The sequence below is a fragment of the Bacteroides zoogleoformans genome (assembly GCF_002998435.1).
Classification (GTDB): domain Bacteria; phylum Bacteroidota; class Bacteroidia; order Bacteroidales; family Bacteroidaceae; genus Bacteroides; species Bacteroides zoogleoformans.
The window spans coordinates 711,777-738,711 of the sequence record NZ_CP027231.1 but is presented as its reverse complement, the minus strand read 5'-3'; the positions used below and the strand labels follow the sequence as shown (position 1 = coordinate 738,711).

The 26,935-nt window shown below is 52.9% G+C and carries 33 protein-coding genes; 22 read left to right on the top strand and 11 right to left on the bottom strand.

The window, feature by feature from the left end; translation table 11 throughout:
- The first annotated feature begins 140 nt into the window (after positions 1 to 140).
- The 4 genes from C4H11_RS03210 to C4H11_RS03195 all read left to right on the top strand — a co-directional run bounded on the left by C4H11_RS03210 (position 141) and on the right by C4H11_RS03195 (position 3,382).
- Positions 141 to 554, top strand: a complete 414-nt coding sequence (locus tag C4H11_RS03210) for a dihydrofolate reductase family protein (protein WP_007366523.1) — start codon at positions 141 to 143, stop codon at positions 552 to 554.
- Positions 555 to 765: 211 nt separating this feature from the next.
- Complete coding sequence (locus tag C4H11_RS03205) at positions 766 to 1,383, top strand: RteC domain-containing protein (protein ID WP_007366522.1); 618 nt, start codon at positions 766 to 768, stop codon at positions 1,381 to 1,383.
- Positions 1,384 to 1,533: 150 nt separating this feature from the next.
- Positions 1,534 to 2,997 carry a Fic family protein gene (locus C4H11_RS03200; protein WP_007366521.1) on the top strand — a complete coding sequence of 488 codons (1,464 nt, stop codon included), beginning with the start codon at positions 1,534 to 1,536 and terminating at the stop codon, positions 2,995 to 2,997.
- Positions 2,990 to 3,382 carry a hypothetical protein gene (locus C4H11_RS03195; RefSeq protein ID WP_007366520.1) on the top strand — a complete coding sequence of 131 codons (393 nt, stop codon included), beginning with the start codon at positions 2,990 to 2,992 and terminating at the stop codon, positions 3,380 to 3,382. The genes C4H11_RS03200 and C4H11_RS03195 overlap by 8 nt, the downstream gene beginning before the upstream one ends.
- Positions 3,383 to 3,423: 41 nt before the next feature.
- Here the strand turns inward: C4H11_RS03195 and mobC are convergent, their stop codons facing one another.
- Genes mobC through mobA form a run of 3 tightly spaced genes read right to left on the bottom strand, consistent with a single transcriptional unit; the run spans position 3,424 to position 7,119 of the window.
- Complete coding sequence (gene mobC, locus C4H11_RS03190; RefSeq protein WP_007366519.1) at positions 3,424 to 5,433, bottom strand: conjugal transfer protein MobC; 2,010 nt, start codon at positions 5,431 to 5,433, stop codon at positions 3,424 to 3,426.
- A 31-nt stretch (positions 5,434 to 5,464) separates the two neighbouring features.
- The gene (mobB, locus tag C4H11_RS03185) at positions 5,465 to 6,715 is read right to left on the bottom strand and encodes a conjugal transfer protein MobB (RefSeq protein WP_007366518.1); all 1,251 of its coding nucleotides are present in this window, start codon (positions 6,713 to 6,715) and stop codon (positions 5,465 to 5,467) included.
- On the bottom strand, positions 6,694 to 7,119 hold the full coding sequence (mobA, locus tag C4H11_RS03180; RefSeq protein ID WP_005944180.1) for a conjugal transfer protein MobA: 426 nt from the start codon (positions 7,117 to 7,119) through the stop codon (positions 6,694 to 6,696). The genes mobB and mobA overlap by 22 nt, the downstream gene beginning before the upstream one ends.
- A 422-nt stretch (positions 7,120 to 7,541) precedes the next feature.
- Between mobA and C4H11_RS03170 the strand changes: the two genes are divergently transcribed.
- The 14 genes from C4H11_RS03170 to traN all read left to right on the top strand — a co-directional run bounded on the left by C4H11_RS03170 (position 7,542) and on the right by traN (position 18,918).
- Positions 7,542 to 8,591, top strand: a complete 1,050-nt coding sequence (locus C4H11_RS03170; RefSeq protein ID WP_007366517.1) for a ParA family protein — start codon at positions 7,542 to 7,544, stop codon at positions 8,589 to 8,591.
- A gap of 2 nt (positions 8,592 to 8,593) precedes the next feature.
- On the top strand, positions 8,594 to 9,034 hold the full coding sequence (locus tag C4H11_RS03165; RefSeq protein ID WP_007366516.1) for a DUF3408 domain-containing protein: 441 nt from the start codon (positions 8,594 to 8,596) through the stop codon (positions 9,032 to 9,034).
- A gap of 2 nt (positions 9,035 to 9,036) precedes the next feature.
- Positions 9,037 to 9,384 carry a DUF3408 domain-containing protein gene (locus tag C4H11_RS03160; RefSeq protein ID WP_028899187.1) on the top strand — a complete coding sequence of 116 codons (348 nt, stop codon included), beginning with the start codon at positions 9,037 to 9,039 and terminating at the stop codon, positions 9,382 to 9,384.
- A 20-nt stretch (positions 9,385 to 9,404) separates the two neighbouring features.
- Entirely contained in the window at positions 9,405 to 10,139 is a 735-nt protein-coding gene (locus C4H11_RS03155) for a hypothetical protein (RefSeq protein ID WP_007366514.1), read from the top strand.
- Between the two features lie 202 nt (positions 10,140 to 10,341).
- Positions 10,342 to 10,653, top strand: a complete 312-nt coding sequence (locus tag C4H11_RS03150; RefSeq protein ID WP_009016663.1) for a DUF4134 domain-containing protein — start codon at positions 10,342 to 10,344, stop codon at positions 10,651 to 10,653.
- Positions 10,654 to 10,663: 10 nt separating this feature from the next.
- Positions 10,664 to 10,996 carry a DUF4133 domain-containing protein gene (locus C4H11_RS03145; protein ID WP_007366512.1) on the top strand — a complete coding sequence of 111 codons (333 nt, stop codon included), beginning with the start codon at positions 10,664 to 10,666 and terminating at the stop codon, positions 10,994 to 10,996.
- Complete coding sequence (locus tag C4H11_RS03140) at positions 10,993 to 13,497, top strand: TraG family conjugative transposon ATPase (protein ID WP_005850488.1); 2,505 nt, start codon at positions 10,993 to 10,995, stop codon at positions 13,495 to 13,497. Before C4H11_RS03145 ends, C4H11_RS03140 begins: the two co-directional genes overlap by 4 nt.
- Before the next feature lie 49 nt (positions 13,498 to 13,546).
- Positions 13,547 to 13,927 carry a DUF3876 domain-containing protein gene (locus tag C4H11_RS03135; protein WP_007366509.1) on the top strand — a complete coding sequence of 127 codons (381 nt, stop codon included), beginning with the start codon at positions 13,547 to 13,549 and terminating at the stop codon, positions 13,925 to 13,927.
- Positions 13,928 to 13,950: 23 nt separating this feature from the next.
- The gene (locus tag C4H11_RS03130; protein ID WP_007366508.1) at positions 13,951 to 14,580 is read left to right on the top strand and encodes a DUF4141 domain-containing protein; all 630 of its coding nucleotides are present in this window, start codon (positions 13,951 to 13,953) and stop codon (positions 14,578 to 14,580) included.
- Positions 14,581 to 14,583: 3 nt separating this feature from the next.
- Positions 14,584 to 15,588, top strand: a complete 1,005-nt coding sequence (gene traJ, locus C4H11_RS03125) for a conjugative transposon protein TraJ (protein WP_007366507.1) — start codon at positions 14,584 to 14,586, stop codon at positions 15,586 to 15,588.
- Between the two features lie 31 nt (positions 15,589 to 15,619).
- Complete coding sequence (gene traK, locus C4H11_RS03120) at positions 15,620 to 16,243, top strand: conjugative transposon protein TraK (RefSeq protein ID WP_007366506.1); 624 nt, start codon at positions 15,620 to 15,622, stop codon at positions 16,241 to 16,243.
- A 6-nt stretch (positions 16,244 to 16,249) separates the two neighbouring features.
- Entirely contained in the window at positions 16,250 to 16,558 is a 309-nt protein-coding gene (locus tag C4H11_RS03115; protein WP_007366505.1) for a TraL conjugative transposon family protein, read from the top strand.
- Positions 16,539 to 17,888 (top strand): conjugative transposon protein TraM, encoded by a 1,350-nt coding sequence (gene traM, locus C4H11_RS03110; RefSeq protein ID WP_007366504.1) that lies wholly within the window; start codon positions 16,539 to 16,541, stop codon positions 17,886 to 17,888. Before C4H11_RS03115 ends, traM begins: the two co-directional genes overlap by 20 nt.
- A gap of 55 nt (positions 17,889 to 17,943) precedes the next feature.
- The gene (traN, locus tag C4H11_RS03105) at positions 17,944 to 18,918 is read left to right on the top strand and encodes a conjugative transposon protein TraN (protein ID WP_106040439.1); all 975 of its coding nucleotides are present in this window, start codon (positions 17,944 to 17,946) and stop codon (positions 18,916 to 18,918) included.
- Positions 18,919 to 18,979: 61 nt separating this feature from the next.
- On the opposite strand, the gene istB is transcribed toward traN, so the two are convergent.
- The gene (gene istB / locus C4H11_RS03100) at positions 18,980 to 19,759 is read right to left on the bottom strand and encodes an IS21-like element helper ATPase IstB (RefSeq protein ID WP_106040164.1); all 780 of its coding nucleotides are present in this window, start codon (positions 19,757 to 19,759) and stop codon (positions 18,980 to 18,982) included.
- 10 nt (positions 19,760 to 19,769) lie between these two features.
- Positions 19,770 to 21,341, bottom strand: coding sequence for an IS21 family transposase (gene istA, locus C4H11_RS03095; protein WP_106042995.1), 1,572 nt, complete (start codon positions 21,339 to 21,341; stop codon positions 19,770 to 19,772).
- Between the two features lie 261 nt (positions 21,342 to 21,602).
- Here istA and C4H11_RS03085 point away from each other — a divergent pair, with 261 nt between their 5' ends.
- Genes C4H11_RS03085 through C4H11_RS03070 form a run of 4 tightly spaced genes read left to right on the top strand, consistent with a single transcriptional unit; the run spans position 21,603 to position 24,109 of the window.
- On the top strand, positions 21,603 to 22,178 hold the full coding sequence (locus tag C4H11_RS03085; protein ID WP_007366502.1) for a conjugal transfer protein TraO: 576 nt from the start codon (positions 21,603 to 21,605) through the stop codon (positions 22,176 to 22,178).
- Positions 22,179 to 22,186: 8 nt separating this feature from the next.
- Complete coding sequence (locus C4H11_RS03080; protein WP_007366501.1) at positions 22,187 to 23,056, top strand: toprim domain-containing protein; 870 nt, start codon at positions 22,187 to 22,189, stop codon at positions 23,054 to 23,056.
- Positions 23,057 to 23,081: 25 nt separating this feature from the next.
- A complete protein-coding gene (locus C4H11_RS03075; RefSeq protein ID WP_007366500.1) occupies positions 23,082 to 23,585 on the top strand; it encodes a DUF3872 domain-containing protein in 504 nt (167 codons plus the stop codon).
- A complete protein-coding gene (locus C4H11_RS03070) occupies positions 23,582 to 24,109 on the top strand; it encodes a glycoside hydrolase family protein (RefSeq protein ID WP_007366499.1) in 528 nt (175 codons plus the stop codon). The genes C4H11_RS03075 and C4H11_RS03070 overlap by 4 nt, the downstream gene beginning before the upstream one ends.
- Positions 24,110 to 24,172: 63 nt before the next feature.
- Here the strand turns inward: C4H11_RS03070 and C4H11_RS03065 are convergent, their stop codons facing one another.
- From C4H11_RS03065 to C4H11_RS03040, 6 genes are all read right to left on the bottom strand, one after another.
- Complete coding sequence (locus C4H11_RS03065) at positions 24,173 to 24,394, bottom strand: DUF7688 family protein (RefSeq protein WP_007366498.1); 222 nt, start codon at positions 24,392 to 24,394, stop codon at positions 24,173 to 24,175.
- A gap of 117 nt (positions 24,395 to 24,511) precedes the next feature.
- On the bottom strand, positions 24,512 to 24,820 hold the full coding sequence (locus tag C4H11_RS03060; RefSeq protein WP_007366497.1) for a hypothetical protein: 309 nt from the start codon (positions 24,818 to 24,820) through the stop codon (positions 24,512 to 24,514).
- A gap of 45 nt (positions 24,821 to 24,865) precedes the next feature.
- On the bottom strand, positions 24,866 to 25,111 hold the full coding sequence (locus tag C4H11_RS03055; RefSeq protein ID WP_007366496.1) for a DUF6956 domain-containing protein: 246 nt from the start codon (positions 25,109 to 25,111) through the stop codon (positions 24,866 to 24,868).
- Positions 25,108 to 25,341, bottom strand: a complete 234-nt coding sequence (locus C4H11_RS03050; RefSeq protein ID WP_007366495.1) for a DUF3873 domain-containing protein — start codon at positions 25,339 to 25,341, stop codon at positions 25,108 to 25,110. Before C4H11_RS03050 ends, C4H11_RS03055 begins: the two co-directional genes overlap by 4 nt.
- 20 nt (positions 25,342 to 25,361) lie before the next feature.
- Complete coding sequence (locus C4H11_RS03045; RefSeq protein ID WP_007366494.1) at positions 25,362 to 25,619, bottom strand: hypothetical protein; 258 nt, start codon at positions 25,617 to 25,619, stop codon at positions 25,362 to 25,364.
- Between the two features lie 24 nt (positions 25,620 to 25,643).
- Positions 25,644 to 26,933, bottom strand: a complete 1,290-nt coding sequence (locus C4H11_RS03040; RefSeq protein WP_014224642.1) for a PcfJ domain-containing protein — start codon at positions 26,931 to 26,933, stop codon at positions 25,644 to 25,646.
- Positions 26,934 to 26,935 lie beyond the last annotated feature (2 nt).

The window sequence follows — 26,935 nt, the reverse complement described above, 5'->3', positions numbered from 1 at the left end:
GATTGCGTGATGCTTATGCTATGCCTACGCATAGCGTGCATTCACGTACTCTCCGTAAAAGGCTTTACCAGAGCCGTCGCTTGAAAGTAGTGTGATTTGCACGCTACTTTTTTGCCCTTGCCCAACGAAAGGAAACGATAATGGGTAAAGTACAGATTCTTGCCGTCCTCACGATAGACGGTTGTCAAAGCTCCGAGTTATATTGCAAAGCGTATAAGGAACTGCGCCTTGAAGATTGCGGCATCAATGAGATAAGGGAAAACGCCCTTTATCATATCACACCGGATTATTCCATCTCCATGCTTGACGAATGGCGGAAATCCACAACAGACATCTGCTATCTGGCGGAAGTCACTCCTGAAAAAGCGGACTACATCAACGGGCTGCTGCGTATGCGTGTGGTGGATGAAATCATACTTTACACGATTCCTTTCATTGCCGGAACGGGAAAGCGTTTCTTCCAATCCGCCTTGCCGCAGGAACAATGGACGCTGACCTCACAGAAGGTGTACCGCAACGGAGTGGTCCGCCATATCTATAAAGCGTGCGTTTGATGTCCATAAAATGGACGAATGTTCAGTAAATGAACACTTTAAGCTGAATACAATTCCTTTCAGATAAATAAATCGCGAAATTATCACTCTGAAATCCAGCACCTTGCAGAGAGCGTGCCGGATTTTTTATTTTATGGACACGCTTTTTGCCAATCATATTCATGTGCGCATACCGAAAAAACAGAGTGTAAAATTTCAAAATTGACAGGACATGAATTATTTCTTATTGACGGAAACAGAGTTCTTCCGCCGTATAAACGAAGCCGGGGACTGCAATATGGAAACGGCATACACGGCTTTCGCCACGCAAGTGATCGAACTATGCAACGGCAATGTGGACACCACCCGCACCATCATCGCGCTGGCTTACATTGAAATCGAGTTGCAGCACCATCCCGTGCGCAATCTTCCCGAAGAAAAGAGGGAGGTTGCAGCCTACATCAGCAAGGCACTCTCTTTCGTTAGGAAGATGCAGAAGTTCCTTGCCGCTCCCCAAGTGTCACCACTAATCCCCATCCGTACATCCTCCGACAACACAACCGAAAATCCCGCCTCACCCCTGCAATGGACGGGCAACGCCATCGACCTCGTGGAACTTATCTACGGCATCAACGAGATGGGCTGCATCAATAACGGCAACATGCCGCTCAAACAGCTCGCCCCGCTCCTCTACAAGATTTTCGGTGTCGAATCAAAGGACTGCTACCGCTTCTATATCGACATCAAACGACGGAAGAACGAAAGCCGCACCTACTTCCTTGACAGGATGCAGGAGAAACTGAACGAGAAGATGCTCCGCGACGAGGAAATGGAACGTTTGAGAAAATAATCCTGTACCAATGATGAATCAGGGGGTGACGTTATGCCACTCTCTGATTTTTTGTAGGTTTTGTACCTGCCGTGCAGATACATTTCGTTATCTATTCGCCCGAAAACCAGCGAAAAGCACTATCTTTGTACCCACCTTACAGAATTGTATATGAGCATAGACAACCTCGACATAGTAAAACGGCTGATAGCCGAAAAAGAATGCGGACGGGTGGAGTTCAAGGAAACCACCGGACAGTTGGAGCGTGGCATGGAAACGCTTTGCGCTTTCCTTAACGGAGAAGGCGGCACGGTATTGTTCGGTGTTACCGACAAGGAAAAAATCATCGGACAAGACGTGAGCGACAAGACCAAGAGGGATATAGCGGACGCGATCAACCGGTTGGAGCCTGTGGCAATGGTACAAATATCTTATGCACCGCTGCCGGACAGTGAGAAGAAAGTAATTGTTTTTCGTGTTGAAGATTCAAGGCTCAACCGTCCGTTCTGCTATAAAGGAAGACCATATATGCGGGTGGAAAGTGCGACCACAACGATGCCACAATCAAAGTATAATGAACTTCTTTTGCAGCATGAAAAAGTCTGGCATAGCTGGGAAACCTACCCGAATACCGATTTGAAGATTACGGATTTGGATGAAGAGGAAATCCACAAGACGGTACGTTTAGGAATAGAGTACGGACGTTTACCCGAATCGACAGGTGACGAAGTTCCTATCATACTTGAAAAACTGAATCTTCTTGAAGGCGGTGTACTTAAAAATGCAGCCGCCGTATTGTTCGCCAAAAAGAAACTGGTACATTATCCGCAGAACTTGCTGCGACTTGCCCGATTCAGAGGTACAGACAAAACCGTATTTATAGACAACAAACGGGTACACGGGAACTTGTTCCATCTGCTTGACGAGGCAATGGCTTTTGTGTTCAGACATCTTTCATTATCCGGAACAACGGACGCATTGGAGCGTGAGGAACATTTGGAAATACCGCATAAGGCTATACGAGAAGCTGTAATCAACTCCCTATGTCACAGGAGTTACCGTGATATTGGAGGTTCGGTAGCCATAGCCATCTATGATGACCGTGTTGAAATAGAGAATCCCGGTTCGTTTCCGTCCGAATGGGATATGAATAAAATCAAATCCGAACATGGTTCAAAGCCCCATAATCCTTTAATTGCAGACACGCTTTATGTGCGAAAAGTATTGGAGAGCTGGGGACGCGGCATAAATCTCATAATAGAAGAATGTCAAAAGGTTAATTTGCCGGAGCCTGAATATCAAATAACAACCAATGAAGTGAAACTTGTCTTCAGATATAAGGTGGCAGGACAAGAAACAGGACAAGAAACAGGACAAGTAGCAGGACAAGTAGCAGGACAAGTAATGTCGCTTGTATCAGCTTTGGGAAATGATATTTTGCCGTTGAAAGAAATCATGGAGCGTTTATCTTTGAGGGGACGTGATAATTTCCTTACCAGTTACCTAAATCCTGCATTGAGAGAGGGACTTGTCGAACAAACCCATCCGGAAAATCCCAAGCACCGCAACCAAAAATACAGGCTTACTGAAGCTGGAAAAATCATTTTGTCAAAAGGCAACAGGAAGGATGGCTAAGAAGAAACATAAGAAAGATTCAGATGCAGACTTGCCTGTAATCATGGATTACGGCATCGGTTGCATATCCATTTATGACCCGGTTGATATGATGCCATACAATGACCCGCCTGTCACCGAGCAAACCCGTTTCAAGAAACTCCGCAAGGAAATGAAAGCGGAGTTCAAATGGTTGGCGTCTTCTATAACAATAGAGTATTGGAAAGAAAACCGGCAGATACCTTTCGGTGAGGAAATGTCGAAACTCAGAATCCGACTGTTGAGAATCTTCGCCGAAGAATACAGCATACTACTAAAAGATGATACAGAACTGAAAAACTATCTGCTCATGCTTGTCATTACCACCATCAACAAGCATCTCCAATCTGAAAATAAAAATCCGTAACCGGTCGTCGGCTACGGATTTTCCATATATAAACGGATATACTATTTCTGCTGCAACAGATGTTTCAGATTTTCGTCACCCGCGATGCGTTCCAGCTCGTCGGCGACAATCTGTTTCACCTCCTCCTTGATACGCCTGTAATTCGCCTGCACTGTTTCCTTCATGCAGTCTTTGCCATCCTCGTCCGTGAAGTCAGTAATTACGGGTATCGGCTTGTAGGCTTTCTCCTCGCGCTTGACCTTCTCGGCATCCACGACAATCTCACAGTGGAAAATCTTCTGTTCTATACGTTCGTTGAAGTTGTCGGACACCGAACCGACAAACATTCCCTGCGTCAAGCCGGAAATCTTGCTCGGCGGGATAAGCGCGTCCATCTGCGTGTTGATGGAGGTGGAAACATCCTGCCTGTTGATGGAAATGGACTGCCGTTTCTGCAACACCTTTCCGAACCGTTCCGAGAGCGTCTTGGCGGTTTCGCCCACCACCTGACCGGAGAAAATATTGCCGACGGTGTTCATCACCACTTTCGCCTCCTTGTCCCCGTAGTCACGCACCAACTGGCTGAAATCCTGAAATCCCAGACATACGGCAACCTTGTTGCTTCGTGCGGTGGCGATAAGGTTGTCCAGCCCCTTGAAATATATCGTCGGAAGCTCGTCGATGATAACTGACGACTTCAACATCCCTTTCTTGTTGATGAGCTTCACGATACGGGAATTATACAGACCGAGAGCCGCCCCGTAAATGTTCTGACGGTCCGGATTGTTGCCCACGCAGAGTATTTTCGGCTCTTTGGGATTGTTGATGTCCAGCGTGAACTCACTGTCCGACATCACCCAATAGAGCTGCGGGGAAATCATGCGTGACAGCGGGATTTTCGCCGATGCAATCTGCCCCATCAACTGCTCGGCAGCCCCTCCGAGCCACGCGTCCATGAACGGTGAGAGATAGTTCTCCAATTCCGGGTAAGATGTCAGTATCGGGAAGATATCCTCGTAACGGCGGTTCAGGAACTCGATGGCATGGGGGAACGTGCAATACTTGCCATTTTGGAAAATTTTAAGATACCAGATGATAGCCGCGAAGAGGATGATGGGCGATTCCACAAAGAAGTCGCCCTGCTTCTGCACCCAACTCTTGTTTAAGTTGAGCATGATGGTGTACGCGCTTTCGTAAGCGTCCGTAATATCCTCCATGAAGTCCGGGTGAATGGGATTGCAACGGTGCGAGCGTCGCGGGTCATCGAAGTTTATCACGTAGAACTTCGGCTTCACCTTGTATCCCTCCGGGTGGTTGAGCAGATGATTATAGGCTATCGTGGACAAGTCGCTGAATTTGAAGTCGTAAACATACATCGAGAAGCCCTTCTCAATCTGCTGCTTGATAAAATTGTTTACCACCGCGTATGACTTTCCGCTGCCCGGCGTACCCAATACGATGGAAGCCCTGAAGGGATTCACTACGTTAATCCAGCCGTTGTTCCAACGTTTCCTGTAATAAAAGCGGGTGGGCAGATTGACCGAATACTCGCTTTCGATGAGCCGTGTTTCCTGCATGAAGCTCTCGTTCTCGTTGTTGAACACGTCATCCATGAGGTTGTGTTTCAACAGGCGGCTCATCCACAGACCGCCCATCAGCAGGCATACATAGCCCGTGCCTACGGTCAGCACGTAAAGCCCCGTCACCGCTTCAACCGGTAGCGGCAACGCCAGTATCCACCAGTTGAGGAAGAACAGTACGAACCCTGCGGCAAGAGCCGTCCAGATCCGTCCCCAAGTAATTTTCTCTCCCTTGACGCCCTTCGTTCCCAGACAGGACAGGGCAAGGAGGAGGACGGCAAACAGTTTCGTGTAGAGGATGGAACGGAACAGCCCCGCCGTGCGGTTGAAATTCATCAGGATTCTGTCCACCACGCCGATGTCCACGCTCCAGAGCCGTATGGCTTCATAGCAGAACCAGTACACGTTCATGACCACTAAAATAATACTCACGGCACGCAGAAAATCCATGATTTTCGCCAATGCCCTCAAATCGTCTTCTTGTTGTGACATAGATTGAAAAATTTTGATGTTGATACCTCGATTACATTCCCAAACCCTTGCGCCTTTTCTTTTTCTTCTTGCGCTGCATCGCCCGGATAAAGGCTTCCTCCTCGGCATCCACAGCCGGACCTTCGGGAGTGAGCAGACCGATACCTCCCGCCGTGTTCTCGTGGTCGGATGCTGTCTGTTCGCGCATATCCTCTACTGTTTCCACCGGAACGGAAAGCGGAATCGGTGGCTGTCCGGCATAAGGCAGCGTGAAGTGTTCCTGCAAAGCGTTGGCGGAAAGTTCCTTGCCCATGCGCGAGCCGTTCAGCACGCAGCCCGTGCGATGGTCGATAAACGTGGCTCCGTAGATGCGCCCTTCCTCCGTGTAGCGCAGCACGGTGTCGATACCCTTCTCCCTGAGCCGCGAAACGAACTTCTCCTTGTCATACGTGCCTTCAAGCACGGAAAGGACGGTGCGTTTTGTCATGTCGGCGAGTTTCCGGTCCTTAATCTCCTGCTTGGAACGGGCAAACTTCTTCTGCACGGCTTCATAGCCTGCGGACTTCCCGAAAAGCGAGGACTTGAACGGGTTGCCCGTCTTGTTCCCGGCATCATCGGTGACGGAATAGACCAGCCCGTGATACTCACGCCCGCACACGTTTCCCCGCGCTTCCTCCACCGTCATATTATATAAGGAAAGGAGGGCGCGATATTCGCCCATCGTCTGGAAACGGTACTGTCCACTCAGAGCCTTGACGGTATTCCCGACCTGCCTTTTCACGTCGCCCGCCGAAGCGTCCACCTTTCGCAGAGGGTTCTCTATCCGTTGATTCTTACGTTCCGCCGGGTGCAGCCCGTACTTTTGTTCCAGTTCCCGCCGGATGCGGTCGCTGCGGCGGAAAAGGAAATCCTGATTGAGCCGCCTGCCTTTCTCGTCCACATTGATTGTCACGATGTGCAGGTGGTGGCGGTCTATGTCCTCGTGCTTTACAATAAGATACGGCTGGTCCCCGTAGCCGAGTTTTTCCAGATACTCGCGTGCGATGTCCTGCAATTCCGTATCGGTCAGCACATCGTCGGGATGCGGGTTGAGCGAGATATGGAGTACCGGTTTCTCCACCCTCGTATGCTCCGGCATACAGGCGAGAAAACCCTCCATCGCCTTGCGTATGTCCACCGTCCCCGTGCCGTCATTGTAGATGCGGTTGGTGGTGAGCAGACGCCCTTTCGCCTCGTTGATCTTTTCCCCGTTGTAGGCAAGTGCGCCGTACAGCGACTTTCCTACACTGATTTTTGCGACCATTTCGCCTCCATTTCCCTTGAAAGTTCCACAATCTGACGGCTCAGTTTCACGAGTTCGACGGTCTGTTGCTCCAGCTTGTAGAGCAACGCCATTGCCTTTTTCTCGGAAAAATGCAGCCTGAGTTCCTTCACGACTTGGTTGTAGTTCGTGCCTACCGCGCGGAACTGCGCATGGAAATCGGACAGTCTGGTGTAGTAATCCACCAGCGTCCTGTCCACTTTCAGCACCCTGAACGGCTGCCCGAAGAAGTGCGCCTTGATGAAAACCGACTTGGCGTAAACGCCCGACTTCTCGAACATGGCGAGGAAACGGTTGTGTTCCTCCTCGTTGAAACGGACGGTGTAGCGGAATACCGCCGGATCAAGTTTGGGATTTCTCCCGGTCTTGTTTCTTTTCTCTTTCATATAAACTTTGGATTTAGCGGATGGACGGCATAAGCCGCCGCTTGGGGTCACAGACACCGCAGGTTTGAAAAGCTTCCCGACTTCGGAGAGGAAGCCCGCCCCCTGCAAGGGCAAGTGCTTTTCGTGGCTGCTCAAAACGTTTTGAGCGGCTGAAAAGACATCTTGCTATGTTCAGGCGAACATAAAAATCCGTCGGGGCCGGATTGGGGGAATGCCTTTCAAACTCCGGGCTGCGCCACCTGCGGCGAACCCTGCCGTTCGGGTGCAAAGTTACGCCCTTAAAGCGGTATCGGACAGAGGCTTGACCCGGACAATCAGTGCCAACCGGCGCAACATGCCGCCACTTGTCGGGGAAGTGATACAGGTTCAAAAATATCCTTGTTTATTTGCAGCATGATTCAAGAAACGAACGATTTGAAGATATGAAAAATGAGGCTTTCAAATACCCGGCAAACCGCTTCGGCGGCTATTTGCCTGACCGGATACCCGAACCTTCGGATACCCGGTTTTACAATGACGCGGTGATTCACGGATTCAATGACTTCATGACGCAATGTCGTCATTCATCAGTTATCCGAATCCCTGCCCCACCGTTGAAGCGGATACGTGACGAACCGGACAGTCAGAGATTCGCGGACGCGGATATACATGTCACCGATTCCGTATCGGAGCAGGAAAACAATTCATCAACCATTAAAACCAACAGAACCATGAGTAATGAAACATTCGTTGCATTCGCAACACAGAAAGGGGGTATCGGCAAATCCACCGTCACGGCACTTGCCGCCAACTACCTCCACAACGTGAAAGGACACAATGTCGCAGTCATAGACTGCGACACCCCGCAGCACAGCATACACGGGTTGCGTGAACGTGAAACGGGACTTATCGGCGGGAGCCTCTATTTCAAGGCACTCGCGTGTGACCACTTCCGCAAGATAAGGAAGAACGCCTACCCGGTCATCGCAAGCGACGCCCTTAACGCCCTCGATGATGCCGAAAGGATGCTTGCCGAAGAAGAGGTGAAACCCGACATCGTGTTTTTCGACATGCCGGGAACCCTGAAAAGCAACGGCGTGGTCAAGACCCTCTCGCAGATGGACTACATCTTCGCGCCCATGAGTGCCGACCGTTTTGTCGTGGAAAGCACCCTGCAATTCGCTGTGATGTTCCGTGACAACCTCATGACGACGGGACAGGCGAAAACAAAAGGGCTGTACCTGTTCTGGACGATGGTGGACGGCAGGGAGAAGAACGGGCTTTACGACCTGTATGAGGATGTGATCGCCGAGATGGGGCTGCCGGTGCTGTCCACCCGCCTGCCCGACAGCAAGAAGTTCCGGCGCGACCTCTCGGAAGAGCGCAAGAGCGTGTTCCGCTCGACCATCTTCCCGATGGATGCGTCCCTGCTGAAAGGGAGCGGCATCCGTGAGTTCTCGGAAGAGATAAGCCGTATCATCAGACCTCAATAATCATGGGCAGCAGGAAAGTGAACACCGAAGGCATTGACGAGGAACTGTTGATAGCCTCCATCGGCAGACGCAGGCAGGACGGGACCCTGTACCACGCGCAGGAGCCGCCCGCGCCTGCTCCCGAAGAAAAAAGCGTCCCTGAAACGGAACCGCCGCCCGCGCAATACACGGCAAAGGAAAAACCGCAGAGGGACACTGTCCGCCGCAAACGGCAGGAGGACGACTATTCCGGGCTGTTCCTCCGCCGCAACGAGATAAAGACGCGCCAGTGCGTCTATATCAGCCGCGATGTCCACAGCAAGATTCTCAAAATCGTGAACGACATCGCCGGGCGTGAAATCTCGGTAGGCGGCTACGTGGACACCGTGCTGCGCCAACATCTGGAACAGCACAAGGAGAAAATAAACGAACTGTACAAGAAACAACGTGAAGACTTGATTTGAATATGGAAAAGAACCAGAAAAACAGAAGTCCGCAGCATGACGGCGGCGGTATGCTTGCCCAAGTGCAGGCGAGTGTGGAAATCCTATCCCCCGTGCCGTTAGGCGGCAAATGCGGTGAAAAGGACTATGAACGGCTGTTCATCCGTGAAGCCGAAGTGAAGGCACGCGAGGGAAAGATGGCGTATGTGCGTCCGGAGTACCACGACCGCATCATGCGCATCACCCGTGTGATCGGGCATGACAAATTGTCGCTGTCCGCCTACATCGACCATGTGCTTACGCACCACTTCAACCAGTGCGAGGAGGCGATAAAGAGCCTTTACGCCCAGAATTACGACGCAGTATTTTAACCCTCAAAAAGAGAACGTGCATGAGTGAAACAATAAGCATGACTGATATTCTGCTGACCGTATCGGTCGGCTGCAACCTGTGGTTCCTGTTCCTGCTCCTTTATGACAGGATCATGGAAACCAGACTTGTCCGCTTCCTAAGAAGCATAGCCGGAGTGTGGCGGTCGTTGGGCGGCACGGCGGCAAAGCCCGAAACGGTAAGGGACACACCGCCCGCAGACACCCCGGACATCATCGGCAAGAGCCGTTTCAGGATGGCATCGCCCCGGACAACCGCTGCCATACCGACGCAAGAAGCCGCCACTTCGGAAAAAGGCATTGAGCTGACGGAGGAAGAGACTACTTTTGACGACGGAAACACGGAAACCGTGTCCCGTCCCGCACAAGTCCCGGAGGATAAACTCGACGAAACCTTCACGAGCCTCACGCCTTCGGAACTGGAGTTCGGGGAGGACGAGCCGGAGGAAGAAACGCCCGACGCGCCGAGGGCATCGGGAAGCAGTTTCGACGAGATAGACGATGCGGTCAGAACCGCCAAGAACCCGGAAGCGACAACGACGGAACGGGAGCGGGCGGCAAAGGTCTTCACCGACATGGAAGGGACGGAGCTGTACGAGAAGCTGATGACCGGCTCGTCTGAAATGAGCATCCGCATCAAGGGACTTATCGAAATCCGGCTGAAGAAGAATAAACCGAAAAAGGATTTTGTCGTCCCGGACAGTATTGAGAACTTCGACATCCGCAACTATGTATAACGACTAAAAAAGAATGAGAATGAAAACGTAAGACGGCATCACCCACGCGCACGGCGGTACAAGGTACAGCCAATTCGCAACGGACACACCCAAGTCCGTAGAAACAAACGGGCAACCCACTAAACCAAAGTAAAGTAATCGAGTATCAACCGCCCGACAAAGGACCATCCACCCTTTGGACGGCACAAAACAAGAACAGTTTATGAACAAGAACAACAGACAGAAACTTATCCTCTCTGCGGCACTTCTGGTTGCCGCAACCGCCTCCGCCTTCGCGCAGGGAAACGGCATCGCGGGCATCAACGAAGCCACCTCTATGGTGAGTTCGTACTTCGACCCCGGCACGAAACTCATCTACGCCATCGGCGCGGTAGTCGGGCTTATCGGGGGCGTGAAAGTGTATGGGAAATTCTCGTCCGGCGATCCCGACACATCCAAGACTGCCGCCTCGTGGTTCGGGGCGTGCATCTTCCTGATTGTCGCCGCCACCATCCTGCGCTCATTCTTCCTTTAATAAACAATGTATGGCTGAATACCCGATAAACAAGGGTATCGGCCGTCCGGTAGAGTTCAAGGGTTTGAAGGCTCAGTACCTCTTCATCTTCTGCGGAGGTCTGCTGGCTCTCTTCGTCCTGTTCGTCATCCTCTACATGGTCGGCATCGACCAGTGGGTATGTATCGGCTTCGGCGTGGCATCGTCTTCCATCCTCGTATGGCAGACCTTCGCGCTGAACGCCCGGTACGGCGAACACGGACTGATGAAATTAGGGGCAACAAGGAGCCATCCCCGATACCTTATCAACCGGCGGCGGATCACCCGATTATTCAAACGGAAACGAAAGGAAGAAACGACATGAGGAATACATCCAAAATGACAACACTGGAAAACAAGTTCCCGCTATTGGCGGTGGAGCAAGGTTGCATCATCTCCAAAGACGCCGACATCACGGTGGCTTTCGAGGTGGAACTGCCGGAGCTTTATACCGTGACGGGTGCGGAGTACGAGGCTATACACGGCTGCTGGTGCAAGGCGATCAAGGTGCTGCCGGACTTCTCCGTCGTCCACAAGCAGGACTGGTTCATCAAGGAGAAGTACACGCCGGAACTTCACAAGGACGACATGAGTTTTTTGAGCCGCTCTTTCGAGCGGCACTTCAACGAGCGACCGTACCTGAAGCACACGTGCTACCTCTACCTGACCAAGACGACGAAGGAGCGTAACCGGATGCAGAGCAATTTCAGCACGCTGTGCCGGGGGCATATCATCCCGAAGGAACTGGACAAGGAAACAGCCGCGAAGTTCATGGAGGCTGCGGAACAGTTCGAGCGCATCATCAACGACAGCGGCTTTGTCAGGCTGCGCCGCCTCTCCACCGACGAGATCGTGGGGACAGACGGCAAAGCCGGACTGATAGAGCGTTACTTCTCGCTCATGCCCGAAGGCGACGCCACGTTACAGGACATAGACCTCTCGGCACGGGAGATGCGCATCGGCGACAATCGCCTGTGCCTGCACACCCTGTCCGACGCGGAAGACCTTCCCGGCACGGTGGCTACCGACACACGGTATGAGAAACTCTCCACCGACCGCTCGGACTGCCGCCTCTCCTTCGCCTCCCCGGTGGGGCTGCTGCTCTCCTGCAACCACATTTACAACCAGTACGTGATTATCGACAACAGCGAGGAGAACCTTCAAAAATTCGAGAAGTCCGCAAGGAATATGCAGTCGTTATCCCGATACAGCCGGAGCAACAGCATCAACCGCGAGTGGATAGACCGCTACCTGAACGAGGCGCACTCCTACGGGCTGACCTCGGTGCGGGCGCACTTCAACGTCATGGCGTGGAGCGACGACGCGGAAGAGCTGAAGCACATAAAGAACGACGTGGGCAGCCAGCTGGCAAGCATGGAGTGCGTGCCGCGCCACAACACCATCGACTGCCCGACACTTTATTGGGCGGCTATGCCCGGCAACGCGGCGGACTTTCCGGCGGAAGAGAGTTTCCACACCTTCATCGAACAGGCGGTGTGCCTCTTCACGGAGGAAACCAACTACCGCAGCTCGCTCTCGCCCTTCGGCATCAAGATGGTGGACAGGCTCACGGGAAAACCGCTGCACCTCGACATCAGTGACCTGCCGATGAAGCGGGGCATCACCACGAACCGTAACAAGTTCGTATTAGGTCCTTCGGGCAGTGGCAAGTCGTTCTTCATGAACCACCTCGTGCGGCAATACTACGAGCAGGGCGCGCATGTGGTATTGGTGGACACGGGAAACTCCTATCAAGGGCTATGCGAGATGATACGGCGCAAGACGGGCGGCACGGACGGCGTGTATTTTACCTACACGGAGGAGAAGCCCATCAGCTTCAACCCGTTCTATACCGACGACTACGTGTTCGACGTGGAGAAAAAGGACAGCATAAAGACGCTGCTGCTGACGCTCTGGAAGTCGGAGGACGACAAGGTGACGAAAACCGAAAGCGGGGAATTGGGCAGTGCCGTGAGTGCCTACATCGAGCGCATCAGGGCTGACCGGAGCATCGTCCCCTCGTTCAACACCTTCTACGAGTACATGCGCGACGACTACCGCAGGGAACTGGCGGAACGCGACATCAAGGTGGAGAAGGAGGACTTCAACATCGACAACATGCTCACCACCATGCGGCAGTATTACCGGGGCGGACGCTACGACTTCCTGCTCAACTCGGCGGAGAACATCGACCTGCTGGGCAAACGGTTCATCGTCTTCGAGATCGATTCCATCAAGGACAACCGCGAACTGTTCCCGGTAGTGACCATCATCATCATGGAAGCCTTCATCAACAAGATGCGGCGTCTGAAAGGTGTGAGAAAGCAGCTTATCGTGGAAGAGGCTTGGAAGGCTCTCTCGTCGGCGAACATGGCTGATTACCTGCGCTATATGTACAAGACGGTGCGCAAATACTTCGGTGAGGCAATCGTGGTGACGCAGGAGGTGGACGACATCATTTCCTCGCCCGTCGTCAAGGAGAGCATCATCAACAACTCGGACTGTAAAATCCTGCTTGACCAGCGCAAGTACATGAACAAGTTCGACCAGATTCAGGCGTTGCTCGGACTGACGGAGAAGGAGAAGTCGCAGATACTCTCCATCAACATGGCGAACAACCCCTCACGGCTCTACAAGGAGGTGTGGATAGGCTTGGGCGGCACGCAGTCGGCGGTCTATGCCACCGAGGTGAGCGCGGAAGAGTATCTGGCGTACACCACCGAGGAAACGGAAAAGGTGGAGGTGTACCGTCTGGCGGAGCAATTGGGCGGCGACATCGAAGCCGCCATCCGACAGCTTGCCGAAAGACGGAGAAACAAGCAGTAAGTAATCAATAATCGGTAAAACAGATTTATCAACGAAAAAAGAAAAGCGTATGAGCATATCAAGAATGAAGATGCTGCAAGTCAGCAAGTGTCTGATCGGATTGGCGGTCATGGTGCTGCAATCCTGCGACGTGGCGGAGAACCGCCGCGACCTGCTGTGCGGGAATTGGGAAAGCGTGGAGGGCAAGCCCGACGTGCTTATCTACAAGGAGGGCGAAGCCTACAAGGTGACGGTATTCAAACGGAGCGGCATCCGCCGCAGGCTGAAACCGGAAACCTACCTCTTGCAGGAGGAGAACGGCAACCTGTTCATGAACACCGGCTTCCGCATCGACGTGGCGTATAACGAAGCCACCGACGTGCTGACCTTCTCACCGAACGGGGACTACGTGCGTGTGAAGCCGCAGCCGGAAACTCCGGCAGGAAAATAAGAACCGCTAAAATCCAAAGAAACATGAGAACAAGAATAACATTCGTCATCTGCCTGTGCCTGCTTCTCGCGGGCAGGGCTTCCGCCCAATGGGTCGTGAGCGATCCGGGCAATCTGGCGCAGGGCATCATCAATGCCTCGAAGAACATCATCCACACCTCGAAGACCGCCACGAACATGGTGAATAACTTTCAGGAAACGGTGAAAATCTACGAGCAGGGCAAGAAGTATTACGACGCCCTCAAATCCGTGAACAATCTGGTCAAGGACGCCCGCAAGGTGCAGCAGACCATACTGATGGTAGGCGACATCACGGACATCTACGTGACCAGCTTCCAGAAGATGCTGCGCGACGACAACTTCACGGTGGAGGAACTCGGAGCCATCGCCTTCGGGTACACGAAGCTGCTGGAGGAATCCAATGACGTGCTTACGGAGTTGAAGAACGTGGTGAACATCACCACGCTCTCCATGACGGACAAGGAGCGCATGGACGTGGTGGAACGCTGCCACTCCAAGATGAAGCGTTACCGCAACCTCGTGAGCTACTACACCAACAAGAATATCAGCGTGAGCTACCTGCGTGCGAAGAAGAAAAACGACCTTGACCGCATCATGGGGCTGTACGGGAGCATGAACGAAAGATACTGGTAGCCTATGGAGTTCGACAACCTTCACCAGATTCTCCGCTCGCTCTACGAGCAGATGATGCCGCTGTGCGCCGACATGGCGGGCGTGGCGAAAGGCATCGCCGGGCTGGGCGCGCTCTTCTATGTCGCCTACCGGGTATGGCAGTCGTTGGCGAGAGCCGAACCGATAGACGTCTTCCCGATGCTCCGTCCCTTTGCCGTCGGTCTGTGCATCATGTTCTTCCCTACGGTGGTGCTTGGCACGATAAACAGCGTCCTCTCGCCCGTCGTGCAGGGTACGGCGAAACTGCTCGAAACGCAGACTTTGGACATGAACAAGTACCGGGAGCAGAAGGACAGGCTGGAATACGAGGCGATGGTGCGCAACCCCGAAACCGCCTACCTCGTGTCCAACGAGGAGTTTGACAAGCAACTGGAGGAATTGGGCTGGTCGCCCTCCGACATGGTGACGATGGCGGGGATGTATATCGACCGGGGGATGTACAAGATGAAGAAGGGCATCCGCGACTTCTTCCGCGAGATACTGGAACTGATGTTCCAAGCCGCCGCCCTCGTGATAGACACCATCCGCACCTTCTTCCTCGTGGTGCTGGCGATACTCGGTCCGATAGCCTTCGCCATATCGGTGTGGGACGGCTTCCAAAGCACGCTCACGCAGTGGATATGCCGCTACATTCAGGTCTATCTGTGGCTGCCCGTGTCGGACATATTCAGCACCATACTCGCCAAGATTCAGGTGTTGATGCTCCAGAGCGACATCGAGCGCATGCAGACCGACCCCAACTTCTCGCTGGATTCCAGCGACGGGGTGTATATCGTGTTCATGATAATCGGCATCATCGGCTACTTCACCATTCCGACGGTGGCGGGCTGGATCATCCAAGCCGGGGGCATGGGCGGCTACGGGCGCAACGTGAACCAGATGGCGGGACGCGCCGGAGGCATGGCGGGAAGCGTGGCGGGTGCTACCGCAGGCAACATGGTCGGACGTGCCGGGAAACTGCTGAAATAATCAATGTGGAATTATAAACGGAAAAAGTAAAATGGAATTCAAGTCACTCAAAAACATCGAATCATCGTTCAGGCAGATACGCCTGTTCGGTATCGTCTTCCTCTCGCTGTGCGCAGTGATAACGGTATGGAGCGTGTGGAGTTCCTACCGCTTCGCGGAGCGGCAGCGGGAAAAGATCTATGTGCTGGACAACGGCAAGTCGCTGATGCTGGCACTCTCGCAGGACCTCTCGCAGAACCGTCCGGCGGAAGCGAGGGAGCATGTGCGCCGCTTCCACGAGCTGTTCTTCACGCTCTCGCCCGAAAAGAGCGCGATAGAACACAACGTGAAGCGTGCGTTGCTGCTGGCAGACAAGAGCGTGTACAACTACTATTCGGACTTCGCCGAGAAGGGGTACTACAACCGCATCATCGCCGGTAACATCAACCAAGTGCTGAAGGTGGACAGCGTGGTGTGCGACTTCAACGGCTATCCCTACCGCACCGTGACCTACGCCACGCAGAAAATCATCCGGCAGAGCAACGTCACAGAGCGCAGCCTCGTGACCACGTGCCGCCTCTTGAACTCGTCCCGTTCGGACGACAACCCCAACGGGTTCACCATCGAGGGATTCACCATCATCGAGAACAAAGATTTACAAACCATCAAAAGGTAAACGGACATGAAGAAAATCAAGAAATCACTGTGGAGTGCGTACTGGAAACTCCACGACAAAAAGAAAATGCTGGTGGAACGGCTCAAAGGGTATCTGGACGGCTTGCCGCCGAAGACACGCAGGCGCATCGTGCTGGCGATGCTCATCGCATTCGCCGCACTTGCCCTCTACACCTTCGGTAAAGCCGTCTATGACATCGGCAGGAATGACGGCAGCCGGATGGAGATAGACCATGCCGGACAGGTGGAACTGTCCGTGAAGCCGGATAACAATCACAATGTAATACCTTATTTATATGGAACAGACGAAGAATGAACCCAAGAACGAAAACAAGGCGGCTCCCGGCAACGACAAGCCGAAAAAGGAGCGCAAGCCGCTGACCGAAGCCCAACGGCTGAAACGCCAGAAAATGATAGTGCTTCCCGCTATGGTGCTGGTATTCATCGGGGCTATGTGGCTGATATTCGCCCCGTCCTCCGGCAAGGAGCAGGAGCCGGGAACAAGCGGCTACAACATCGAGATGCCCGATGCGGACAAGGAGAACCGCCGGATTATCGGTGACAAGGCGAAAGCCTACGAGCAGGGGGCAATGGAGGAACGGCAGGAGAACCGCAGCCGCGCCATGCAGCAGTTGGGCGACCTGTTCGACCGCGAAACGGTGGAAGCGGATGGGGACAGCGACTTCGACCTTGCCAATCCCGGCGGAACGGAAGAGGCGGTGAAGCCAGCACCGAAGACCATCCAGTCCTCGGCAGCCGCCTACCGTGACCTCAATGCCACGCTCGGCAACTTCTACGAGCAGCCGAAGAACGACAATGCGGAGATGGACGAGCTGCTGGAACGCATCGCCACCCTCGAATCCGAACTGGAAAGCGGAAAAGAGAGAAGCTCCACGATGGACGAGCAGGTGGCACTCATGGAAAAATCCTACGAACTGGCGGCGAAGTACATGGGCGGTCAGAACGGCACGCAGGCGGCAGCGGGACAGACCGCAGAGCCGTCCCCCGTGCAGAAAACCGGAAAGAACACGGCAAAACCCGTCAGGCAAGTGACGCATCAGGTGGTGTCCTCGCTCGGACAGCCCATGAGCAATGCCGAATTTGTCGCTTCCTTCTCGCAGGAACGCAACCGCAGTTTCAACACGGCGGTGGGCGTTACAACCGTACCGGACAGGAACACCATACCGGCATGCGTCTATGGGGCGCAGAGCGTGACGGACGGGCAGGCGGTCAGGTTGCGGCTGTTGGAGCCGATGGCGGTAGCAGACCGGATCATCCCCCGTAATGCGGTGGTGGTCGGCGCAGCCAAGATTCAGGGTGAACGGCTCGGCATCGAAATCACCTCGCTGGAACACGACGGTACGGTTATCCCGGTGGAGTTGGAGGTCTATGACACGGACGGGCAGCCCGGCATATTCATCCCCAACTCGATGGAGATGAACGCCGTCAGGGAGGTTGCCGCCAACATGGGCGGTTCGCTCGGCAGTAGCATCAACATCTCCACCAATGCCGGGGCGCAGCTCGCCTCCGACTTGGGCAAGGGGCTGATACAAGGCACGAGCCAGTACATTGCCAAGAAGATGCGCACCGTCAAAGTGCATCTGAAAGCCGGGTACAGGGTCATGCTCTATCAGGAGAAGAACTGATGTATAATCATAAGAAATCCAATCAATAACAACAACCCACTAAATTCAAAGTAAAATGAGAAAAGTAATCATGATGTTTGCCCTCGCTATGGGCATCGCAACTGCCAACGCGCAGGAAAACGTAACCGTTGAAACGACCAACGGAAGTGAAGAACTGACCTTGACAAAAGAGGTCTATCCGCAGAAGGAGGCGGACGGCGACCTGTATCACGGTCTGACGAGAAAGCTGGGCTTTGACCGCATGGTTCCCCCGCACGGCTTGGAAGTGACCTACGACAAGACCGTGCATGTCATCTTCCCGGCGGAGGTGCGCTATGTCGATTTAGGCTCGCCCGACCTGATTGCGGGCAAAGCCGACGGAGCGGAGAACGTCATCCGTGTGAAGGCTACCGTGAGGAATTTCCCGAACGAAACCAACATGTCCGTCATCACGGAGGACGGGAGTTTCTACACCTTCAACGTGAAATACGCCGCCGAACCGCTGCTGCTCAACGTGGAGATGTGCGACTTCATCCATGACGGCGAGGCGGTGAACCGTCCGAACAACGCGCAGGAAATCTACCTGAAAGAATTAGGCAGCGAAAGTCCGATGCTGGTGCGCCTTATCATGAAGTCCATCCACAAGCAGAACAAACGTGAGGTGAAGCATATCGGCTGCAAGCGTTTCGGCATCCAGTACCTTCTGAAAGGCATCTACACGCACAACGGGCTTCTGTATTTCCACACGGAAATCAAGAACCAGAGCAACGTGCCTTTCGATGTGGACTACATCACATGGAAAATCGTGGACAAGAAGGTGGCGAAGCGTACCGCCGTGCAGGAGCGTATCATCCTGCCGCTCCGCGCGCAGAACTACGCCACGCTCGTGCCGGGCAAAAAAAGCGAACGCACGGTCTTCACGATGGCGAAGTTCACCATACCCGACGGCAAGTGCCTCGTGGTGGAGCTGAACGAGAAGAACGGCGGCCGTTGGAAAAGCCACTCTACTTTGACCCTTTTGGCCAAACAGGATTGCCCATCTTGGCCATAATATGATTGCCCCTTTAAAGTCCTGGTGATAGGGGTCAATTTTATTTTATCCTTTTGATTCTCTAGTTTTTCTTAGACCTTAACTTGCGCATACTTTCACCGTACAACTCAATGGTATGGGCCGTATGAATGATTCGGTCAAGGATGGCGTCGGCTATTGTCGGATCACCAACCATGTCATACCAGTTGGACGATGGGTACTGCGAGGTTATGATAGTGGATTTCCTTTCATGCCTGTCCTCAATAATTTCGAGCAGGATGGGACGTTCCTTGGCATCAAGAGGTACAAGAAACAGGTCGTCAAGGATGAGTAACTGGCAACGCTCAATCTTCTTGAGCTCAGTTTCAAGTGTACCTTTGACTTTGGCAACCTTCAGTGCACCAAGCAGTTTGGGTGCATTGGCATAGAAAGTACGGAATCCCCTTTTGCATGCCTCGTGGCCAAGGGCACATGCCAGATAGCTTTTCCCTGTACCTGAAGAGCCGGTAATGAAGAGGTTCTGCCCCTTATGTACAAAGTCAAGGGTGGCGAGGCGTTCCATCTGATTGCGCTCAAGGCCCCGGTTTGTGGCATAGTCAATCTGTTCGAGATAAGCCTTGTATCGGAACGCCGCATTCTTAGTAAGCCGCACTATGGCAGCCTGGGCACGGTAATCCCATTCGCGTGCAAGGAGCATGGAAAGGAAGGTGTCCGCGGTCATGGACTGTGGAGTGGTGCCGGCAAGGCTTTCCCTGAAAGCCTCCGCCATACCGTGTAATTTCATGCGGCTCATCAAATCCAGTGATATGGTGTTCTGGTCTTGTTGTCCCGTTACGGGAGCTGTCTTATTATTTATTTCCATAATTTTAGCTTTATTGTTCCTGTTTGTCTTTTCTGTAATAGTCACGTCCACGTATATTCTTGTGGGTCAGTGGTGTCGGGGATGTCATGTCAGGCTGTATCCTCCCGTCCTCATCAGGAAGGAAATCCGCGTCTTCTCCCAGTTCAAGCACCTCGCGTAAGGCCTGATACCCGTATTGTAGCTTCTGTTCTGCGCAGGCGCAGGCAGCGACCAAACGGTCACGGCCGTATTTTTTCTCCAGCGTCAGTATGCCCCGACAGGATCTGAACGCTTTTGGAGGATATTGCATGACACGCTCCACTTCCCGGAGATAATTCAATACGATATTGTCTATTTCCGAGGCACGTCGGAAGAGTTCCTCAAGATCCTTGTCATAAGGACCATAGTGCCCCGGCAGGTTGTGCTCCTTTTTCCATGAATAGGTGTAGGGTATGTCACAGCGGTCGTGGATGGCGACAAGGTTCATGCTACAGTATATTTCCACCGTATCGGCATCATAGAGAATCGTCACACGCCTTCCTGCATATTCCTTCGGGACACTGTAATGGTGCCTGAACAACGAGACGTAGGAGTTCTTGCCCACGGTCATGAGTTTTCTCTCTTTCATCACGTAGCGTTTCTTAGGAAGCGGACGGAGATAGTCTTTCTCTCCACGCAGGAACATCTCCTTACGTGACGCCTCCCGACCGGCCATCACCTTTTCGTTGAAATCAAGCAGGGAAATACGGATGGCGGTATTGAGACCGTCCAGGCTGGAGAATGTCATCCCCTCTATGTCAAGGTAAACGGAACGGTAGAGAAGTTTCACGGTATTCTCAACCAGGGCCTTGTCCTTGGGGTGGCGTACACGGGCAGGATAGACTGCACAACCGTAATGCTCGGCAAAGGCGGCGAAATCATCATTGATGACCGGCTCGTTACGGTCGCTCCGTGTGACAGCTGCTTTCAGATTGTCGGGAACGATGGCCGCCGGGACACCCTCAAAATATTGCATGGCGTTCTCACATCCCCTTATCAGGTCTTCCTTGCGTTGTGACCATACGGCCTCACAGTAGGTATAATGACTGAACGGCAGGACAGCGACAAAGACCTCGGCCTTCTTCGTCTCGCCTGTCATCTCATCGACAACTTCAAGCCTGTCACCGGCAAAATCAACATACATCTGGTCGGCGGCATAGTGCTCGACATGGCCGACGACCTTGATGTGGAACTTGTACTGGCGGACTGCCCGCTTGAAGGAAGACAGCTGAAGACCGTCAGGATATTCAGCATGATACTCCTTAAACAGTTTTCTGACACTCATCCCTTTGCGTGTCAGGCGGGATACATATCCGGGAAGCAAAGCCTCTAATTCAATCCTTTTGGAAGAAGGCTCCCGACGTCGGGATTCCGTACCGCCAAACATCTCATGCAACTGCTCCTCGGAAAGGGAGAGAAGATGATCGATGCTTTTCCCACTTGAAAGGAACAGACGGACATACTTGCGGACAGTGTTACGGGAAGTATGGAACGTGGATGCCGTTTCCTTGATACCCATCCCTGCCGCATAACATCTTAAAATGTTCTTGATTCTTTTATTCATTTGCATAGATTTTATTATTACCCCTTACACCAGGACTCGGGTTCTCAAATCTACACAAAAAAAACTCTAACGACACTTGTACTAAGTGGTTAATGTTATTTTGGCCAAAAGGGGCAATCATATTATGGCCAAGGTGGGCAATCCTGTTTGGCCAAAAGGGTCAAAGTAGAGTGGCTTTTCCAGCCGTCACCAGTCCTTCGTGATCGAGAACGAGGACTTGGTGCGCGCCAATACCATCAACGAACTTCAAGTGCGCTGACCATGAGAAAGTACATCGCAATAATCATCGCGTCGCTTGCCCTGTTCACGGGGCAGGCGCACGCCCAGCGATGCCTGCCGAAGATGCAGGGCATCGAGGTCAGGGCGAATCTGGCGGACGGCTTCAAACCCGGCGGCAACGACGGCGGGTACAGTTTCGGGGCGGCTCTCTCCACCTACACGAAGAAGGGGAACAAATGGGTGTTCGGAGGTGAGTATCTCCTGAAAAACAACCCGTACAAGGACACCGCCATACCTGTGGCGCAGTTCACGGCGGAAGGCGGCTACTATTTCAAGATACTTTCCGATGCCCGTAAAATCGTGTTCGTCTATGCGGGGGCTTCGGCTCTCGCCGGGTATGAATCGGTGAATTGGGGCGAAAAAGTGCTGCATGACGGTTCGACACTGCACGACCGGGACGCCTTCATCTACGGCGGTGCGCTGACGCTCGATGTAGAGTTTTACGTGGCTGACCGTATCGCCCTGCTCGCCAACCTCCGGGAGCGTTGCCTGTGGGGTGGCGACACGAAGAAGTTCCATACCCAATTCGGGGTGGGCATCAAGTTCGTCATCAACTGACACGCGGCATGGAACGGACGGATATAGACACCATGAGGCAAATATCCCTCGCGGACTTTCTCGCGCGGTTGGGGCATGAGCCTGTCCGAAGGAGCGGAAACGAACTTTGGTATCGTGCGCCGTACCGCAGTGAGCGCACGCCCTCTTTCCGTGTGAACGTGGCGAAACGGCTCTGGTACGACTTCGGTTTGGGCAAGGGCGGTGACATCTTCACGCTTGCCGGGGAGTTTGCCCGAAGCGGTGACTTCATGGCGCAGGCAAGATTCATAGCGGAAACCGCCCGTATGCCGTTTGTCGCATCGGAAAAGCCGTTGTACCTGCCGGAACCGTCCGAACCTGCCTTTGAGGGGGTGGAAGCCGTCCCACTGCTCCGCTCACCATTAACAGAGTATCTGGCGGAACGGGGCATCCCTTATGCCGTTGCATCCCGTCACTGCTGCCGCTTGAACTACGGCGTGCGTGGAAAACGGTATTTCGCAATCGGTTTCCAGAACGTGGTTGGCGGCTATGAAATCCGGAGCCGTTATTTCAAGGGTTGCGTGCCGCCGAAGGATGTGTCGCTGGTCAAAATGGAAAGTTCTCCGACTGGCGTGTGCAGTTTATTTGAAGGATTTATGGACTTCCTTTCCGCTGCCACGCTTGGATTGGAAACAGGCGACAGCCTTGTGCTGAACTCCGTCGCCAACGTGGGTAAGGCGGTAAAACACTTAGACGGGTACGGGCGCATCGACTGCTTCCTCGACCGTGACGAAGCCGGGCGGAGGACGCTGGAAGCCCTCAAAGGACACTACGGCGGACGTGTCTGTAACTGTTCCGCACTCTATGACGGTTGCAAGGACTTGAACGAGTATCTGCAACTGACAGCAAAAAAGAAATGAACAATAACTTAAAAATCAAAGGACAATGAACATACTGAACAACAAGAACAAGAGAATATCCATCTTCAAGGCGTTGGCACTCTGCCTGTTCGCCGCCGTGTCGCTCACGCTCGCATCGTGTGACGATGACATGGACATCCAGCAATCCTATCCGTTCACGGTGGAAACGATGCCCGTACCGAACAAGGTCACAAAGGGGCAGACGGTGGAAATCCGCTGTGAACTGAAAAGGACGGGCGATTACGCCAACACGCTCTACACCATCCGGTATTTCCAGTTCGAAGGGGAAGGCACGCTGAAAATGGCGGGCGGCATTACTTTTCTGCCCAATGACCGCTACCTGCTCGAAAACGAGAAGTTCCGGCTGTACTATACGGCTGAGGGCGACGAGGCGCACAACTTCATCGTGGTGGTGGAGGACAATTTCAAAAATTCCTACGAATTGGAATTTGACTTCAACAACCGGAACGTGAAGGACGACATTCAGACCGTCATCCCCATAGGCAATTACAAACCTCTGCCAAGATGATGCGTGTATTCATGGCTATCCTCTGTTCGCTGCTGGCGGTCTGCTCCGTGTCCGCACGGGACAGCCGTCGGAAGGGGACGGACAGGCAGGCGGCAATCTACCGCCTGCCGCCTTTTGAGCGGGCGGTTCGCTGTACGAAGTATTTTGAAGGCTGGCACTCGGAGAAACACCACCCATACGTGGGCTGGGGTCATCAGGTGCAGCCGGGGGAAAGGTATTCGGCACGCACCATGACGAAGCGGCAGGCGGACGCACTCCTGCGGAAAGACTTGCGTAAGTTCTGCGCCATGTTCCGTAAGTTCGGGCGTGACAGTCTGCTCCTTGCCACGCTCGCCTACAATGTCGGTCCATACCGGCTTTTGGGGAGCGGGAAGATACCCAAAAGCACGCTGATCCGAAAATTGGAGGCGGGCGACAGGAACATTTACCGGGAATATATCGCTTTCTGCAACTACAAGGGGAAACGGCACGCCATGCTGCTCAAACGGAGAAAGGCGGAGTTTGCGCTGCTGTACATTCCGTAACATGGCAAATGCCTGACAAATGAAACTCCGATGAAGCCGCAACTTCATCGGAGTTTCCGCTTTTCATACATTCGGGATTTTTCCTTTGCCGATTACTTCACCGTCCCTGCAATGCTCTATGATGCCGGGCGAAAATCCCATCTCCCCGATTGCGATATGCCGGATATACTCCACATATTCCTGACCTTGAAAAATCCTGCCCGTGAGGTTTTTGAAAATCATCCTTATGCTTGTTCCGTCATCGCTGTGCAGGATGATTTTTCCGTTCTGTCTGATTTCTTCCATGATTGAAACTTGTTTTTGTGAATACTATCGTAGATTGGGACAGCGGTTTCTTTGCTACTTTCTTTGTCCGCCGTCATGCTCACCGAAAGAAAGTAGGGCGGCTTTGTCCGCCGCCACTCAAAAATGGGTGTAGAGTCCTGTTACCATCGTGAACATTTCTTCCAGCATATCGCAATATATGCCATCGTGTGTTTCGATGTCCTTCGTCTTGCACTCGAATGTCTTTTTGCTGAACGTCCTGCGGTAGAAACGCATATTGTAGAGGTCTAAGCCGGCATCGTAGATGATGTCAAGGCGGTTGGCACTCGTCTTGTTCCTCGCAAGGCTCATGCGCAGTCCGTTACCCATATCTATAAAGTCCTTGCTTCCCGTCATGGCGGCAAAGCGTCTGCCGCCTATCTGCTGTAAAATAGTCTTCGCTATCATGCTTTTCTTGGTTGTAGGTTGGCGGTGCGGACACCGCCAACTTGTTTAACATTCTGTTATCTCGGCAATGGGTGTGTTTCGTTTCAACCATTCCATCAGGCACTCCATATTGTACTCGCTTGTGATGACTGCCGTATGGCTGTTGATGGCGGTAAACCTGCTGCTCTCGTAGTCGTCTATCCACCCTTTTAGGGTATCAACTCCCCACGCTTCGGCATCGTCAAAGATGCCGTCCAATACTTTGATAGGCTCACTGAACTTCACTATCAGCGTTTGATAGGCTGCGTTCATCGTCTGTCCTCCTTTCCTTCCTTTGCCGTGAGCCACTCATCCCGTGCTTCTCGGCACTCGTCCAATGTGGGTTTGACACAAGAGAACAACTCTCCGTCTGTGGGGTGGCGGTAGTCGTACTGCACAAGTGTCCGCTTGCGTCTGCCGATACCTAATTGGAAACGCTCGTATTTCTCCGTACCTGCTTCCGTGCAGGTGCTTACTCCGTTGATGGTCATCCGTGTTGCCATAATCGTTGATTTTAGGGTGGTTAAAAATGTACTGACAAAACTCTGTTCTTCATCACCATTTCGGGGTCGCTCGTGTAGCGTTGGTGCAGGTAGAAATGGTGGGAACCGAAGCCGTAAAGGAAAAACCTGTCAAGTCCGTGCTTCTCGGCAAAGTTCTTTACACTCCGTCTTAACTGCTCCTCACTCGTTGCAAGAGTGAGGAGGTTCACAAATTCAAGGAACATCGTGGGGATTTTATCGTCCCACAGACAAACCATGCTTTCAATTTTTACTTCCATACTATTGGGTATTATAGGTTGATACTATGCCGCTTCCATCCGCTGGCGGATAAGGTTCACGTTGCTGTTCACAAGGTTTACAATGCGGTCGTGGTACTCGGTATTGGAATTGTGCAAGCCACGACTTTGCACCACTTCCAATGTCTTCAAGGAAACCTCCACCGTTTCTATGCGCTTGCCGTCAATGGTAGCGGATAGGATAAGAGAGTTCTTTTCAAGGAAATAGGAGTTGGAAAACACGCAATGGTGCAGTTCCGTCCCTTCCGCTGCAAACTCCGCAACGCTCTCCAACACACGCACCTGCAAAGTGCCGTCCGTGAAGGCGATGCCGAAGAATATGCCTTTGAGTTTGCGGTATGCCTTCTCGTGTTTCTTCGCTTGGCGGATGCGTTCCTCCAACTTCTTGCGTTCTATCTCCTTGTTGCGCTTGTGCATAAGTCTGTCGTGTTCGGCTTTGAGGTCGGAGGGACAGACGTACTTCGGGCTGTTCGTGTCCTTGCCGAAATGCCGCAGGAGGTCTATGGTGTCACGCCACATGGAGCCGTCAGCAATGGTGTAGCCGTTGCGGATACATATCTTTACGGATGCCCAATACCTCTCTATGTCAAAGGAACTGCGGATATAGTGGCGCAACATGGGGTATTGCCCTGCCTTCAACAGCGTTTCGGCTCGGCTGTCGGAAAGGATAGCCGTGAAAAGGTCGTAAGGCAGTATGTTGTGGTATTCGCCATTGAAGCCGTTGCGTTTCAGTTCGGGTATGAAACGCTGTCGGGGATAGGTGCAGACGGGGTTTATATCGTATGCACGGAGTTTGTTGTTCTTGCGTACCTCCATGTCGCTGTATTCCGCCCATAGGTCGTAGTAAAGTATGGACATTCCACGCAGTCGGGCAATGGTGACGGTTGTGCCTTTGGGCGAAATCCACCTTTGCACCACTTCATAAATGGAATACCCGGCTGCCTGCCCTGCCTTGTATTGGGACTTGACGAAGAAGAAGCGTATCACTTGGTACTGCTTGCAGGTGGTGATGATGCAGAAATACTCGTTCTCGCTGAACACGCTCTTTCGGGTGCGCAACGCTTCCAACTCCATGCCGCAATGCGGGCAGGTGCATCCGCAAACGGTGTCCGCAAGGTTGTGTTCACTCCTCCACGAATGTCCGCACTCGGTGCAGATGTTCGTGCCGTCCGCCCTCTTGATGGCGTAATGTTTGAAGCAATGGCGGAAAGCGTAAGCCCTCTGTGTGGCGGTCAATTTCGGCAGTCGCTCGCTCAATCGTGCGACTTCCTGCTGTATGGGTGTTCTCGGTTTCATAA